Source organism: Nostoc sp. (assembly GCF_036917535.1).
Lineage (GTDB): Bacteria > Cyanobacteriota > Cyanobacteriia > Cyanobacteriales > Nostocaceae > Nostoc.
The window spans coordinates 24,456-39,250 of record NZ_JBALDA010000035.1; the positions used below are offsets into that span (position 1 = coordinate 24,456).

The 14,795-nt window shown below is 43.3% G+C and carries 11 protein-coding genes and 2 pseudogenes; 5 read left to right on the forward strand and 8 right to left on the reverse strand.

Annotated elements, in window-relative coordinates; all coding sequences use genetic code 11:
- The first annotated feature begins 291 nt into the window (after positions 1-291).
- Complete coding sequence (gene thiD / locus V7K56_RS11375; protein WP_334910448.1) at positions 292-1,125, forward strand: bifunctional hydroxymethylpyrimidine kinase/phosphomethylpyrimidine kinase; 834 nt, start codon at positions 292-294, stop codon at positions 1,123-1,125.
- A 30-nt stretch (positions 1,126-1,155) separates the two neighbouring features.
- Here thiD and V7K56_RS11380 read toward each other — a convergent pair.
- From V7K56_RS11380 to V7K56_RS11410, 8 genes and pseudogenes are all read right to left on the reverse strand, one after another.
- Positions 1,156-1,382: pseudogene (locus tag V7K56_RS11380) on the reverse strand (transposase); the annotation flags it as partial.
- Between the two features lie 399 nt (positions 1,383-1,781).
- Positions 1,782-1,982 (reverse strand): annotated as a pseudogene (locus tag V7K56_RS37050) (hypothetical protein); the annotation flags it as partial.
- Positions 1,983-2,245: 263 nt separating this feature from the next.
- The gene (locus V7K56_RS11385) at positions 2,246-3,703 is read right to left on the reverse strand and encodes a DICT sensory domain-containing protein (protein ID WP_334910450.1); all 1,458 of its coding nucleotides are present in this window, start codon (positions 3,701-3,703) and stop codon (positions 2,246-2,248) included.
- Positions 3,704-4,007: 304 nt separating this feature from the next.
- Positions 4,008-5,510, reverse strand: a complete 1,503-nt coding sequence (locus V7K56_RS11390; RefSeq protein ID WP_334910452.1) for a UDP-N-acetylmuramoyl-L-alanyl-D-glutamate--2,6-diaminopimelate ligase — start codon at positions 5,508-5,510, stop codon at positions 4,008-4,010.
- A 53-nt stretch (positions 5,511-5,563) separates the two neighbouring features.
- On the reverse strand, positions 5,564-5,845 hold the full coding sequence (locus tag V7K56_RS11395; protein ID WP_334910454.1) for a glutaredoxin family protein: 282 nt from the start codon (positions 5,843-5,845) through the stop codon (positions 5,564-5,566).
- Positions 5,846-6,165: 320 nt separating this feature from the next.
- Positions 6,166-6,525: a darcynin family protein gene (locus V7K56_RS11400; RefSeq protein ID WP_334910456.1), complete on the reverse strand. Its 360-nt coding sequence runs from the start codon at positions 6,523-6,525 to the stop codon at positions 6,166-6,168.
- Between the two features lie 269 nt (positions 6,526-6,794).
- Positions 6,795-7,460: an O-methyltransferase gene (locus tag V7K56_RS11405; RefSeq protein ID WP_334910458.1), complete on the reverse strand. Its 666-nt coding sequence runs from the start codon at positions 7,458-7,460 to the stop codon at positions 6,795-6,797.
- A 95-nt stretch (positions 7,461-7,555) separates the two neighbouring features.
- Positions 7,556-8,446: an AraC family transcriptional regulator gene (locus V7K56_RS11410; RefSeq protein WP_334910460.1), complete on the reverse strand. Its 891-nt coding sequence runs from the start codon at positions 8,444-8,446 to the stop codon at positions 7,556-7,558.
- 310 nt (positions 8,447-8,756) lie between these two features.
- Here V7K56_RS11410 and V7K56_RS11415 point away from each other — a divergent pair, with 310 nt between their 5' ends.
- From V7K56_RS11415 to V7K56_RS11430, 4 genes are all read left to right on the forward strand, one after another.
- Entirely contained in the window at positions 8,757-9,746 is a 990-nt protein-coding gene (locus V7K56_RS11415; RefSeq protein ID WP_334910462.1) for a homogentisate phytyltransferase, read from the forward strand.
- Between the two features lie 3 nt (positions 9,747-9,749).
- Positions 9,750-10,223, forward strand: a complete 474-nt coding sequence (locus tag V7K56_RS11420; protein ID WP_334910464.1) for a tetratricopeptide repeat protein — start codon at positions 9,750-9,752, stop codon at positions 10,221-10,223.
- Positions 10,224-10,802: 579 nt separating this feature from the next.
- Entirely contained in the window at positions 10,803-12,956 is a 2,154-nt protein-coding gene (locus V7K56_RS11425; RefSeq protein ID WP_334910466.1) for a hybrid sensor histidine kinase/response regulator, read from the forward strand.
- 417 nt (positions 12,957-13,373) lie between these two features.
- Positions 13,374-14,600 (forward strand): tetratricopeptide repeat protein, encoded by a 1,227-nt coding sequence (locus V7K56_RS11430; RefSeq protein ID WP_334910468.1) that lies wholly within the window; start codon positions 13,374-13,376, stop codon positions 14,598-14,600.
- Positions 14,601-14,795 lie beyond the last annotated feature (195 nt).

The window sequence follows — 14,795 nt, forward strand, 5'->3', positions numbered from 1 at the left end:
ACCTTTACAAATAGCACTTGATATCAGTGAATATCCTGAATGTAGTAAAATTTTTTACAACAAAAATGAAAAAACTATGGAAGTGTCTAATACAACACGACTTAAATAAACCACCTATTCCAAATCAATGAAACGTTTACACTGTATTCATTTTGAATTTTGAATTTTGAATTCCGTCTTGCGGTACTAGTGGAGTCAGTCGTTGAAATCAGGCAAGAGGGAAGAGGATTTTAGCCTAGTTCATCAATCTTTGAGATAGTTTGGTTTGATGACACTAACTTACTTAATAATATGAACACTGAAATAAACTCCAGAATACCTGTTGCTTTAACCATTGCTGGTTCAGATAGCGGCGGCGGTGCAGGAATTCAAGCTGATTTACGTACCTTTGCTTTTCACTGTGTCCACGGTACTAGTGCTATAACCTGCGTCACGGCACAAAACACTCTAGGAGTGAAGAGGGTTGATGCTATGCCAACAGAGGCTGTTGTGGCGCAAATTCAGGCAGTACTTGAGGATATTGGTGTACAAGCTGCCAAAACGGGAATGTTGCTCAATCAGGAAATTATCTTTGCTGTTGCCCAGCAAGTGGAAGCTTTACAAATCAATAATTTAGTAGTCGATCCAGTAATGGTGTCACGCACAGGAGCACAATTGATTGATGATGATGCTATAAAGACTCTGTGCCATGCCCTGATTCCCAAAGCGGTTATGATTACGCCCAATCGCTATGAAGCCCAAATTTTGAGCGGTTTACAAATTAATTCTTTAGAGGATATGCAAGCCGCTGCTGAAATTATTCACAAGACTTTAAAGACGAAGGTTGTTTTAGTCAAAGGCGGAGGTATGCAGGGAGATTTGCGTGGTGTTGATATCTGGTTTGATGGGGATAAGTTGAAAGTTTTGACTTGCCAACAAGTAGAGACAAAAAATACCCACGGTACTGGTTGTACACTATCGGCTGCGATCGCTGCTAATCTAGCTAAAGGAAAAGATTTGTGGCAGGCAGTGCAACAGGCAAAGGAATATGTGACTACCGCGCTCACTTACGCTCTAAATATTGGCGAAGGACAAGGCCCTGTAGGGCACTTCTTCCCATTGTTGGGACTGGGGACTGAGGATTAGCGACTAGGGCGTGTTTTCAAACTATAACCACCAAATTCCAGCTTTTTGCCATCGATAAAATCTTGTTGCTACACTTGCCCACGGGTGATAACACTCTGGTAAGTCTGGCCACGGTGCTCCTGTTGTGAGAATCCATAGAATTCCATTGATGACTGTGCGATAGCGAAGCGTTAGTGAGGAACGAGCGTCTGGTCTTTATTGGGTTTTCCTGTTCTGGGTTTTTGTTGTGGTCGTAATGGTTTTAACCTTTCCCACTGTTCGCTACTTTAGTCTTTTCGGTTGATTAACCTACCCTGTCTGCGATCGCCTCTTTTTTCGGATACAACGAGGCAAGAAAACACGCTCTAGGGGTGGGTTGAAAGGATCGTATAGGGAATTACACGAGCGATCGCTCAAGGTTTCAAGAACTATCCCAGCTAGGGATGGGTTGAAAACATTCCCGTACTAAAAATAATTTATTCAGGATTTAACAAAGCTCCTTAATTAAAAGTGAGTAATAATTTAGTGAGCTTTGTTCGTTTTTAAAACTTCTAATTTTAAAGTTTGACAGGAGGGTTGAAAGGAGCGCCTGCCTAACAATGAATATTTTATTGGGCAATAAATGTGCTTTTGGGCGACATCAATTTGCTAATAGCATCAAGAATCGCTCAAAAGCGTTATTTGCATACAAACGACAGTATAGTGCTAAATTCGACATTAATTTGCGAGCACCGACATTTAATCTGCGAATGTACATGCAGCCACGAGTGTAGAAAGGCTTTGCTCGCGCAGTAGGTCGGAAAATCAGCGCGCGGGACAAAGGCAAGGTTTGAGGTGGTGGCCACGATCGCCGAGTCTTGCCGTTGCTTCAGCACGGGGAGTAGGCTTTGTCCCTCTTCTTGGCATTATGGACAAACTCAAAAAAGCCCAAGCACAAGGGTAATACCAATTCAAAATTCAAAATTCAAAATTCAAAATTCAAAATTCAAGACATTTTGAGTCGGGGATTTAAACCCCGACTTCAAAATATGCTACGTGTAGACGCAGGGGTCTTAAACCCTTGAATGTACCATAACTGTAGAAGTTATAAGTTATGAGTGATGAGTTATAAATTTATAACTCATCACTTATAACTCATAATTCATAACTCATTTTCTGTAGCGATCGCTCTTGGGATATTGCCAACAGTTGCCAGTTGCACTGTAAAGGTAGAACCTTCAGATAATTTACTTTTTACAGAAACAGATCCACCACAGCGCAGCAGCAATTGCTGTACTATCGTTAACCCCAACCCAGCACCACCATAATCTTCGGTTGCTGCTGTACGCACACGATAAAACCGATCAAAGATTTTGGGAATTTCGTTTTCGGTAATACCGATACCTGTGTCGCGGAATTCTAATTGGACATAATCACCTTGATTACGGGCACGCACCCATACTTGACCTCCATTAGGGGTAAACTTAAGGCTGTTGTGCAACAGATTAATCACAATTTGCCTCAGCTTACCACTCACGCACCAAACAGATGGGAGTTCAGTCGGTACGGTGTAGGCTAGCATGATTCCTTTTTCTTGGGCTAGAGGTTGGTAGGTACTAACTACTCCAGGTACTATATCTGAGAGACGCACCAACTCCAAAGTCGTCCCCTCCAAATTCTGTTCTAGTTGCACCAGTTCCAAGAAACCAGTAATCAGAGAGTTTTGCCGATCGCACTGGGTATTTAACATCTGTAAATAACGTTGTCGTTGTGGAGGTTTAAGATTAGGGGAATTTAATAATGAAAGTGCTGTTTTCATGTGCGTCAAGGGTATACGCAGTTCCTGACAGACATTTTTCAGGTATTCATTTTTGAGTTGCTCTTTGTTGTGCAGTTCTTGATTTTGCTGCTCTAACTTATTAGTGCGTACTGTGATGATTTGACGATTAATTTCATCTTGTCGGAGGAGTTGTTTTGCCAACAGTTGATTCATCAGTACGGCTTGGGGCACGGTTGGACAAATAAAACTAGCAGGTAAAATTGAGGATGATTCTGGTGCAATCGCTTGTTGGATACCATTTAATACTTGCTGAATTACTCTCCCCTCAACAGTAGTTATAATCAGCAACGGCTGGTTTTTATTAATATTTACCTTCCCTAATGTCTGATTTTTGCGTTTTTTAAGTGGTCGATGAGCCAAAATCAAACTGCAAAACTGGGGTGATAACACCATCAGAAAGTTTTCCCGTCGCATTTGGCTATCTGGTGGTAGGTGAACGGGGACATAATCTGGAGATGAGGAAGACAAAGTAAAATTTTCCTCTCCTGCTTCCCCTGCTTCCCCTGCTCCGGTTCTTTCCCTCTCTTCAATCTGGCAAGTATAAATGAGACTAGACGCACCTACCGAGGATTGATAACGCGTTAATTCTGATTGCCAAATTTTATCTGGTGGTAGCTTCACCCAGAGAGTGGCTGCAATTTGCTGCTCAATGAGTAAGTCAATTTGCGCTCTCACCAGTGATAGCAGAGTAGCAGGACTGAGGGACAATGGTTTAGGAGGCGCTTGCACTCCCATAACCAGTTGATAAACAGATAGATCCTTAGCCAGAGAAACATTCATGAGTCAAGCACAACTTGGATGAAGCAATAAATAATTCTGTCTTCGATTCTCACCTTTATGTGTGCATTTTTTACAAAATCACCACGGAAAGAAACATTAATACCAATTCAAAATTCACGCGTTCAAAATTCACGCATTAAGAAAGCCAGACAGAACAAAGGTATGTCCGTATGTATCTGTCGCATTCTTTTTTCAATTAATATAACTATAAAAAACTCTACCTAGAGGGAGAGTAAAGAGGCAGGGGAGAAATCAATTCAAAATTCAAAATTAAAGAACTTCTGCCCCATGCCCAATGCCCAAATTAAGCTTGTACGTTAAGTCTTTCGTGTAAAGCGTCACGTGCGTGTTCTCGGTCGTCAAAATGGATTTTTTCGGTGCCGAGAATTTGGTAGTCTTCGTGACCTTTACCAGCAAGCAATACTCCATCACCGGGTTGTGCTTGTAAAATAGCGGTACGAATTGCGATCGCCCGATCGCAAATTACTGTTGGCTGCACTGTGTCAGCTATTCCCGCCAAAATATCTTGCAAAATCCTTTCTGGATCTTCAGTTCGGGGATTATCTGATGTCACCACAGCCACATCAGCTAACTCACCAGCGATTTTACCCATTTTTGGGCGCTTAGTGCGATCGCGATCGCCTCCACAACCAAATACACAAATCACTTTACCAGGTATAAACGGACGCGCAGCTTTCAATAAATTTTCCAAGCTATCGGGCGTGTGGGCATAATCCACAATCACGCTAATATCTTGCTCAGTACTAATCTGTACCCGTTCCATCCGTCCGGGAACTCCGGGAAATTCAGGTATCACAGATGCCACTAACTGCAAATCTAGCCCTAAGTGCAAAACTGCTCCTACGGCTGCTAAAAGATTTTCTAAATTATATTGTCCGACTAGGGGCGATCGAAAAGCCACGTCACCTTTTGGTGTATGTAATGTCCCACTAACACCATTTGGCTGGTAACTTAAATCGCTCATCCATAAATCAGCGCTGTTGTCGTTGACGCTGTAACTCCAAACCCGTTGGGAATCCAACGACGCAATTAACCGTTTCCCGTAAGAATCATCAGCATTAATTATTGCCCGTCCCTTAAGATAATTAGGACTAAACAATAACGCTTTGGCAGCAAAGTAATCTTCCATATCGCTGTGATAGTCGAGATGGTCTTGAGTAAGATTACTAAATACCGCCACCTCAAATTCACAACCCAATACTCTACCTTGGGACAAAGCGTGAGAACTGACTTCCATCACCCCAAATTCACTCCCAGCCTTTACCGCCTCTGCTAACTGCTGTTGCAGTTCCACTGCAAAAGGGGTAGTGTGGGCAGCAGTTTGCTCAAAACCTGCCCAACGAGTGTAGAGAGTTCCCATCAAAGCTGTAGCTAAATTAGCTTGCCCTAGCAGAAATTCAATTAGATGAGTAGTTGTAGTTTTGCCATTTGTACCAGTTACGCCTACCAACTTGAGTTTTCGCCCTGGATAACCGTAAAAAGCACTGGCTATCTGGGCACAAGCTTGAGTGATGTTACTTGCACTAATCACCACAGCCTGATTTGTGGGAGGATTTTTTTGTGCAGCTTCGGGAGAAACGATCGCAGCTACCGCCCCCGATGCGATCGCACTTTGCCAAAATTCCCCACCATCAACCCGTGTTCCTGGCATCCCAATAAATAAATCTCCCACACGACAAGCATGGGAATTCGTCTTTAAACCCCTAATTTCCACATCTTCCAAAGTTGGATAACTAGGCAATTGCTCAACACTGTCTACCGCTGTTAGTAATTCCCGCAATTTCATTTTGTGAACCTCGTCACATTCTCGATCTTGCGCTTATTCTGCATTATTTTTTTCTAATTGGCTAAATATTTACGCAACATTTGCTCCAACTGCTGCACACTAGCACGAGGAGAAGGACGCGGCAATGGTTTCTCACTTCCCTTTGCGCCCTCTGCGCCTCTGCGGTTCGATAAATAAAGCACCGGCACTTCATACTCATAGGCAGCAAACCAATCTTCACGAGTCGTAATATCCCTAATTTCCAACTCAAAACTGAGATTTTGGATTTGTTCTAGCTTTTCTTGCAAGCCTTCACATAAATGACAGCCGGGTTTACTGTATAAAATTAATCGCATTCTTGATTTTAGTTGGCGCAAGCTGACTTTTCACAGGATATAGAAAAGGAGAATTGGTTCGCGTAAATCTTACGCGAACCAAGTTTTATTATTGACGATATTTAGAGGTTTCTTCGATTAAATCTTTCAAACCAAGGTTTAGAATAGACTTCTTGCATAAATCCAAAATAAGAACCCCACACCGCCTTTGACTTACGTCAAAGTCTCCCCTCCCCGCAGGCGGGGAGGGGCTGGGGGTGGGGTTTAGGGGACTTTTGCAAGAGGTCTAATGAATATCGGATTGCGTGTCAGGGCTGCCTGACCAGCATTGACAGCAGAAATCAGGATCGAAACGGGTCGATTTGGTAGTTCTTCGCCCAAGCGTTCTCCTCGCCGAGAAGAATCTCCTCGATTTTGAAGTAGCGATCCCAGAAAGGCGTCTCACGGAGCTTCTCGCAGAAAAGCTGATAGCTCTGATGATCCCCGGTCTCTATCATCAAGACGTCAGTGATCCGTGCAGAGTAGAATTCGACGTCATACCACTTCAGGCGAACCCTGTTGTGGAACTCGTCAAGGAGCGGCTGCAGGCAGTCACGACCAAACCTGACTCGCTCCTCAATAGGAAAGGCAAGCCACTCCGGGGTTGTCTTGACCAGCATGAACACCGTCAGTATCCGGTCGGCAGTATTCGTTTCAGACATGTTTATTATCGCCTCTTGATTAACAGCTAAATCTCTGGACGAACTCAACCTAATCGAGGCTGGCACGCCATTTACTTCGTTCGAGAAATACGACGAATTTGTCGCATTCACTAGTCGCGTTTCCGGGAGTGCCCCGTGCGTCGCTCAAACTTTTGACTTCCTCACGTAAGCAGCCCAAATGGGCGCCATTGATGCTACTCGTGGAGGACGTTCTTCAGACGGCTATTTAGGTCTTGTCGCGTGAAGGTGTGCGCAAGAAGCTGGAGAACTCAGATCAGGCGCATCGAGACTTCGACATCGCCGCCAAACGGCGTCGAGAGATACCCCTGCTCGGTCGAACGCACTCGCGCCAAGTAGTCAGGACTCACGTCTGCATCGTCTGCCACAACGAAGGCGCCAGGGCGCAGCCGATCCTCCAGCAGCGCAAGAACTTCGGGATAAAGGGCCTTGGCGCCGTCCAGAAGTAGGAGGTCGATTGTCTCAGGGAGGCCCGCCTTCAGCGTCTGCAACGCGTCGCCCTCCCGGATTTCTACGAGGTCAATGAGACCGCCAGCAATCAGGTTCTCGCGAGCGCGGGCGACCTTTGAGGACTCGAACTCTGTGGTGATGAGCCTGCCGCCGCCATTGTCACGGAGCGCCGCAGCGAGGTGGAGCGTCGAAATCCCGAACGAGGTCCCGAACTCCACAATGTTTCGCGCCTTCGCACCCCGCGCGAGCATATAGAGGAGCGTGCCCGTCTCGCGAGAAACAGCGAGCGGAGCGTCCCTCAAGCGGCCATAGAAGTCGAGGTACTCGGTCTTGCTGGCCTTAAGTCGCGCCAGCTCCTCGGCGGGAATGTCACTCACGGCTGCGTTGGTTGTCGCCGACGCCTCGTCTGCCTCCGCAAACAGTTGATCGAGCAGGGACGCCAGGGGCGTGCTGGTCATTGTCGTCATGATGGTCTCCTATCGGGTTAAGGGCATCGCCTCGACTATAAAAAGTTTGACGAGAAAATGTCGCCTAGATTCTTGCTGGCTTCAACAGATTCTTGCTACTGGTTGAGAAACGTTTTGGGAGTGACACCAACGATGCGCTTGAAGTGATGGCTTAGATGACTAGGATTGGCAAACCCGACTCGGAAAGCGACATCAGTAACGCTTAACTCATGCTTTAACAGCAATTGTTTAGCACACTCTACCCGGCATTGAATCACATACTGGTGAACTGAAATTCCCATCGATTGCTTAAATAAGCGTGAGAAGTGGTATTGGCTCATGCTGACCTCGGCGGCAATTACGCTCAGGCTCAAGTTCTCGTCTAGATGCTCCTGAATGTAGGTAAGCGCTCGGCGTAGTTTGTAGTTTGGCAGTCCACCGTTATGAGTGCGAATCGAGCCTTTCCTGACCGAATAGTGCTGTAGAAGGTGTGCTGCAAGAAGGGTCGCGGCAGAATCAGCAGATAAGCGGCTGTAAACGCTATCAGTTTCTAACACTGATTTCAGTGCTGCCCCAACTTGACAGATTAATGGATCTAGTTGGGCAAAAATTGGTATCAGCTCGACCGTAACTGGCTCGTGCGATTCGTAGGCAATGCGGCTCACAAAGCTAGGAGCGAGGGAGATTATGGTACATTCGGCGTCAAAATCCCAGGACAAGCTGTGAGAGACATGGGCTGGGATAATGGCAATCTCGCCTTTACCTATCTGCTTTTGCTGATAGCATCCGTCAATTGTCCACTGCATAGCTTGATCGCACTGAAAGTGAGGGATGTAAATTTCGTGTTCAGCATCAAGATGCTCTGGCACTTCACTAGGAGGCTGGCAGTGATATTCCAGATGAATGTCTTGCCAACCAACAGATGTGCTAGAAAGCAGCGGTTCACGAGAAAGGCGAAAAGCGTCTTCCCAAGCGCGAGCGCGGACTTGCCCTCGCGCAAGCATCATCGAGTTAGTCTCTCTAGCATCCATCTCTGATTTGACCTAAAATTTGGGATACAAGCCTCGCCCTAGAAGGGCGACTTTCCTTGATATATACTACTTAATCTTTTCAATAAGCGCTCCTCCACAACTAATCGCAAAACAACATTGATAATAATTAGTGCTAGTAAACATCATATAAAGGTTAACCATCTATTAATCTTTTACTGGATGCGCCTAGTTGGCTTCTATGTCATCCTAGAAAATGAGAGTTAATTCGGTGAGTATTCTGTGACAATGATTAACAACCAGCCAGAATACTGTATCTAAGCTACTCATGAGCCAAAGTTCTCAAAACAGCCCTTTACCAGGCAAACCTGTTCAATCATATTTCCAGTGGTTATACGCTTTCTGGAAATTCTCTCGCCCTCACACAATTATTGGTACAAGTCTGAGTGTTTTGGGTTTATATTTAATTGCCATTGCCACAAGTAGAGACGCGATGAATCATATCTCTACAGACGCGATGAATCATATCTCTACGTATTCCCTATTCTCTGTGTTCGGTGCATGGATTGGTTGTCTGTGTGGCAATGTCTACATTGTGGGGTTGAATCAATTAGAAGATGTGGAAATTGACAAGATTAATAAGCCTCATTTACCCTTAGCGTCTGGGGAGTTTTCCCAGCAAACTGGGCAATTAATTGTCGCTTCTACTGGGATTTTGGCGCTGGTTGTGGCGTGGCTAACTGGCCCGTTCTTATTGGGTATGGTAGCAATTAGCTTGGCTATTGGTACTGCTTATTCTTTACCGCCAATTCGCTTAAAACAGTTTCCCGTTTGGGCGGCGCTGTGTATTTTTTCGGTGCGTGGTACGATTGTTAACTTAGGGCTATATCTGCATTACAGTTGGGCGTTACGACAAAGCCAAACAATTCCGCCTGTGGTGTGGGTGTTGACATTATTTATTTTAGTGTTTACCTTTGCGATCGCTATCTTTAAAGATATCCCCGATATGGAAGGCGATCGCCTCTACAATATTACTACTTTCACCATCAAACTTGGGCCCCAAGCTGTGTTCAATTTGTCTCTTTGGGTAATAACAGCCTGCTATCTGGGAATAATTCTGGTTGGGGTGCTACACGTCGCCTCAGTTAACGCCATATTCCTGGTAGTTACTCATTTGGGCCTGTTAACTTGGCTGTGGTTGCGGAGTTTGAGGGTAGACTTACAAGATAAAAGTGCGATCGCTCAATTCTACCAATTTATCTGGAAACTCTTTTTTATCGAATATCTGATTTTTCCTATCGCCTGTCTTTTGGCTTAGACAATGCTAGAAACCTTTCCCACTAGTTCGATTATCGCTGCTGTTGTAGTTGTTCTGAGTTTGTCAGTCCTTGGCTATTTCGCTTGGAAAACTTTGATCACCTCAAACTTGTTTCAAAAAGGCATCAATCTTGCCGAAGCAAAAGATTACCAAGGTGCAGAAGCAGCTTTTCGCAAAGTGATTTCCATCAACTCTACAAATGATGTAGTACGCTTGTTTTTGGGAGATGTTTTAAACCAACAAGGACAAGTAGAGGAAGCAACAGAATTATTTCAAGAAGTAATTCGCCGCAGTCCAAAAAATCCTGATGCTTACTTGCGTTTGGCGAATATCCTCATGCAGCAAGAGCGAGAAGAAGAAGCTAAAAATAACCTGCTACAAGCTAAAGATTTATTACAAAAACAGCGCCAACCTGAAAAAGCTAAAAAAATCACTCAACTGTTAGATAAAATGAGTGCTAAGTCAAGCGAATCTTAACTTTAATGAGAATTGCAGAGATTAAATTTTCCTGTTGTGTCTCCTAATTTTTTTGCTATTCTCACCATAATGATGGGAATGGTTTTTCTTTGTTAACTTACTAGTGTACACCAGAATTATATCCGCAACTTCCGCAAGTTTGACCGCTCTATTTATAGCCATTATAATTGCAATCGGATGCGTAACAAGCTCTATAGTTACAATTAACCAACTCAGTGCTGAGTGCTGAGTAAGAAGAAACGAGTGGAGAGTGGAAGAAAGAGAGTAGAGAGTATTTAGCGATAGGTTTTATTTTTTAACTCACAACTTTTTTTGCTTATCACTTCTTCCACTCAGACCGGAGCTTCGGAGTCTCCGGCTTTGCTCAGCACTTTCAACTCAGCACTCTTCATTAATTGATTTAGACTTGAAAAGAGAAAATATTGGGAGTTTTCAATGATTTATTTTTGCCAAACAGCGATGATACTAACAGCCTTTTTGTTTGTAAAGACATATTGTAATTTCCTTAGGTAATAGAATAGTCTTAAGCAAAAACAGAGATTTAATAGTGGATTTTATAAATTAAACAATGAAGTATTTATGTCAAATATAATATCAAAATTGTGGACTAACTTTTTGACATCAGAATCATTTATTCCACATGGACACTGCTATTTATGGCAAACAAATTTAGTTTGGTTACACATATTATCTGACGCATTCATTGCACTAGCTTATTACTCGATTCCAGCTACACTCTTCTACTTTGTCCGCAAGCGACAAGATTTGCCTTTTGATTGGATTTTTTTGCTGTTTAGTGGATTTATCGTAGCTTGCGGCACCACTCATTTAATGGAGATTTGGACACTTTGGCATCCAACCTATTGGATGTCGGGATTTCTTAAAGCAGTAACTGCTACAATCTCTGTAATTACAGCTGTAGAGCTTATACCTTTAGTTCCCCAAGCACTGGCACTTCCTAGCCCTACTCAATTAGAACAAGCAAATCAACAACTTCAAACACAAATATCCGAACGCTTATGGATAGAGGAAGAACTGCGAAAATACCAGAATCATCTCGAAGAAATGGTTGCTGTTCGCACTAATGAAATTACCAAAACTAACGAGCAATTACAACAAGAAATCCTTGAACGCCAACGTATTTTAGAAATTCTCCGACAAAGTGAAGAACGCTACCGTTACTTGGCTGAGGCAATTCCTCAACTTGTCTGGACAACGAAGCCTAACGGGGAATGTGATTTTTTTAATCAAAATTGGTGCGAATACACAGGGCTAACATTAGAGCAATCTTTGGGTTCTGGTTGGTTGACTGCATTGCATCCAGATGATGTTCAAAGAGCTGACAAAGTGTGGTCTGATGCTGTAAAAAATAGCACTATATATAACAATGAATATCGCTTTAAACGAGCTGCTGATGGTTCCTATCGTTGGCAGCTAGCACGAGGTTTACCACTCAAAGATGAGCAAGGTTTTGTAGTCAAGTGGTTTGGAACCTGTACAGATATCCACGAACAAAAACAAATACTTGAAGAACGAGCGCACCTGCTGGAATTAGAACAAGTAGCACGAGCAAAAGCAGAAACAGCCAATCGAATTAAAGATGAATTTTTAGCCATCCTCTCACACGAACTACGCACTCCACTCAACGCAATTCTCGGTTGGTCAAAGTTGTTGCAAATCCGCAGGTTAGACGAAACAAAGACATCTGAAGCACTAGCCACAATCGAGCGGAATGCTACCTTACAAGTTCAACTCATTGAGGATTTACTGGATATTTCCAGAATTTTACAAGGTAAACTGACGCTGAATATTACGAAGATTAATCTAAAGTCTACGGTATTGTCGGCACTACAGACAATGCAATTAGCAGCAGAAACAAAATTGATTGAGGTGAATACAGTATTTGAACCGGATGTAAGGCAAATCATGGGCGACTCGACTCGTTTGCAGCAAGTCGTCTGGAATCTCCTTTCTAACGCAATCAAATTTACACCCAAGGGAGGAAAGGTAGAAGTGCGACTCCAGGAAACTGATGACTATGCTCAAATCATCGTTAGCGATACGGGTAAGGGAATTAGCGCTGACTTTTTGCCATTCGTGTTTGATTACTTTCGCCAAGCAGACAGCACCTCTACGAGAAATTTTGGTGGATTAGGATTGGGATTGGCAATTGTGCGTAATATCATCGAAATGCATGGCGGCATTGTCAAAGCAGATAGCCACGGTGAGGGTAAAGGGGCTATATTTACTGTTAGCTTACCGCTTCTGACAGATGAAAGTCCAAGGCTGACGGATAAACAAAATTACGCTGCATTCTTAGCTATTAACTCCTTACCTTTGAATGGTATCCGGGTTTTAGTTGTTGATGATGATACTGATTCACGAGATTTTGTTGCTTTTGTATTAGAGCAAGATGGGGCTTTTGTGATGACGGTATCTTCTGCTGATGAAGCATTACAAACCTTAGCAGAGGTCAAGCCAGATGTGTTAGTCAGCGATATTAGTATGCCCGATATGGATGGCTATATGTTAATACATGAAGTGAGAACTCGGACACCAGAACAAGGTGGACAAATTCCAGCAATTGCCTTGACTGCCTTTGCAAGAAACTATGACCACGAAAAAGCCCTGAAAGCTGGGTTTCAGATGCATTTATCCAAACCTCTTAACTCAGAAAAATTAATTGCAGCCATTGTTAAACTTATGGAAACAAAAGTGTCAGCAATTACCTAAAAACAACTTTTTACTTTTAATAAAGCACCATCTATTAAACTTCTTATATGAATCCCTCTCCCAAGCTTGGGAGAGGAATTTAGGGTGAGAACTTTTGTATACAAATAGGCAATTATAGGATTCCTATTTGATTTTTGAACAAGACTCAGTACGTATCTATCCCTTTTTTTCTGTACCCTGTACCCTGTTCTCTGATTCCCTCTCCACGCAAGTAAATTCAGGAATCAAACCAAATTCCTATATATAAAAGTACACTTGTATCAAGTTAGCTTAATCACTTATAATTCTTGCTAGAACCCCGCCAAAGCGACGCTTTTGCTTCTTTAAGAGTAAGGAAAGGCTGGGATGGGGTATTTTAACGATCGCAATTAGCCGAACTTGATATTATATATAAACCAAGCAGGTAAGGTAATAAAAATGCTGAAAAATAAGAATCTACTGGTAGCAGCTATTATCTGCTTGTGTTTGAGTAATGGGAATACTGCTTTTGGTAAAGATGTTGGCATTATTTTAGCAAAAATTCAAAATACTCAGTACGCAGTTATTCGAAACAAAAACGCAGTTGCTAACTTCGAGCAAGGAAGCAATCTCTATAAACAGGGAGATTTAAAAGGAGCAGAGGCAGCTTTTCGGAAGGCAATTGAACTAGAACCCAATTTTGCACAAGCTTATATTGCCTTAGGAAATACTCTCGACGATCAAGGTAAACCACAAGAAGCGATCGCCCAATACAATAAAGCCATTAGTCTCGCTCCTCAAGACTCTGGAGCATACTTTAATCTGGGTTTGACTTTAGCAAGACTAAATCAGTTAGAACCTGCGATCGCACAATATCAGAAAGCCATCAGCCTTGAACCCAAGTATGCTGAAGCTCACTATAACTTAGGAAATGCTCTCTACGCTCAAGGCAAGCTCACAGAAGCAGTTACCGAATATACAGCAGCTATTCGCCTCAAACCAGACTATGCGCCGACTTATACCCGTTTAGGAAATGTTCTGTATGATCGAGGTAAGCTAGCAGAGGCAGTTACCCAGTATAAAAAATCCATTAGCTTCGATCCTAACTATGCAGACGCTCACTATTACTTAGGAAACGCCTTGTACGCTCAAGGAAAGCCAGCAGAAGCAGTCGCCAACTATACCCAAGCCATTCGCCTCGCTCCGAAAAATCCAGCAGGTTATAATGCCTTGGGAAATACTCTATACGCTCAAGGCAAACTAGAAGAAGCGGTCGCACATTACAAAAAAGCCATCAGCTTCGCTCCCAACTATGCAGACGCTCACTATAATCTAGCAAGTGCTTTTTACGCTCAAGGCAAGCTAACAGAAGCAATCGCTGGCTATACCGAAGCGATTCGCCTCGATCCCAAACACGCACAAGCTTACACAGGTTTGGGAAATGCGATGGACGATCAAGGTAAACCTCAAGAAGCGATCGCACATTACAAAAAAGCCATTAGCCTCGTCCCCAACGATGCATTCACTTACTATAATTTGGGAATCACTTTGGGAAGACAACAACAGCCAAAAGAAGCGATCGTAAATCTCAAAAAAGCCAGAGAATTATTCCAAGCTGAGAAAAACAAGGAGATGGTTGAGCAAGTCGATCAGCTAATCCAAAAAATTAATAGCCAAACGAATTGAATATGGGGTATGGGACATAGGGCATGGTGAAAGAAGCAGGGAAGTAGAGGACAAGGGGGACAAATCAATTCAAAATTCAAAATTCAAAATTCAAAATTCAAAATTAAAGAACTTCTGCCTCCTGCCTCCTGCCTCTTCTTTTTCAATGACAAATGACAAAGCGCAAAGTCTGAGCGGAGGTTTCCTCCGTTGGCG

Coding starts and splice junctions, on each gene's coding strand:
- V7K56_RS11405 (WP_334910458.1), bottom strand. CDS start 7,460: ATGACGACAATGACCAGCACGCCCCTGGCGTCCCTGCTCGATCAACTG.
- thiD (WP_334910448.1), top strand. CDS start 292: ATGAACACTGAAATAAACTCCAGAATACCTGTTGCTTTAACCATTGCT.
- V7K56_RS11415 (WP_334910462.1), top strand. CDS start 8,757: ATGAGCCAAAGTTCTCAAAACAGCCCTTTACCAGGCAAACCTGTTCAA.
- V7K56_RS11400 (WP_334910456.1), bottom strand. CDS start 6,525: ATGTCTGAAACGAATACTGCCGACCGGATACTGACGGTGTTCATGCTG.
- V7K56_RS11430 (WP_334910468.1), top strand. CDS start 13,374: ATGCTGAAAAATAAGAATCTACTGGTAGCAGCTATTATCTGCTTGTGT.
- V7K56_RS11420 (WP_334910464.1), top strand. CDS start 9,750: ATGCTAGAAACCTTTCCCACTAGTTCGATTATCGCTGCTGTTGTAGTT.
- V7K56_RS11425 (WP_334910466.1), top strand. CDS start 10,803: ATGTCAAATATAATATCAAAATTGTGGACTAACTTTTTGACATCAGAA.
- V7K56_RS11385 (WP_334910450.1), bottom strand. CDS start 3,703: ATGAATGTTTCTCTGGCTAAGGATCTATCTGTTTATCAACTGGTTATG.
- V7K56_RS11395 (WP_334910454.1), bottom strand. CDS start 5,845: ATGCGATTAATTTTATACAGTAAACCCGGCTGTCATTTATGTGAAGGC.
- V7K56_RS11390 (WP_334910452.1), bottom strand. CDS start 5,510: ATGAAATTGCGGGAATTACTAACAGCGGTAGACAGTGTTGAGCAATTG.
- V7K56_RS11410 (WP_334910460.1), bottom strand. CDS start 8,446: ATGATGCTTGCGCGAGGGCAAGTCCGCGCTCGCGCTTGGGAAGACGCT.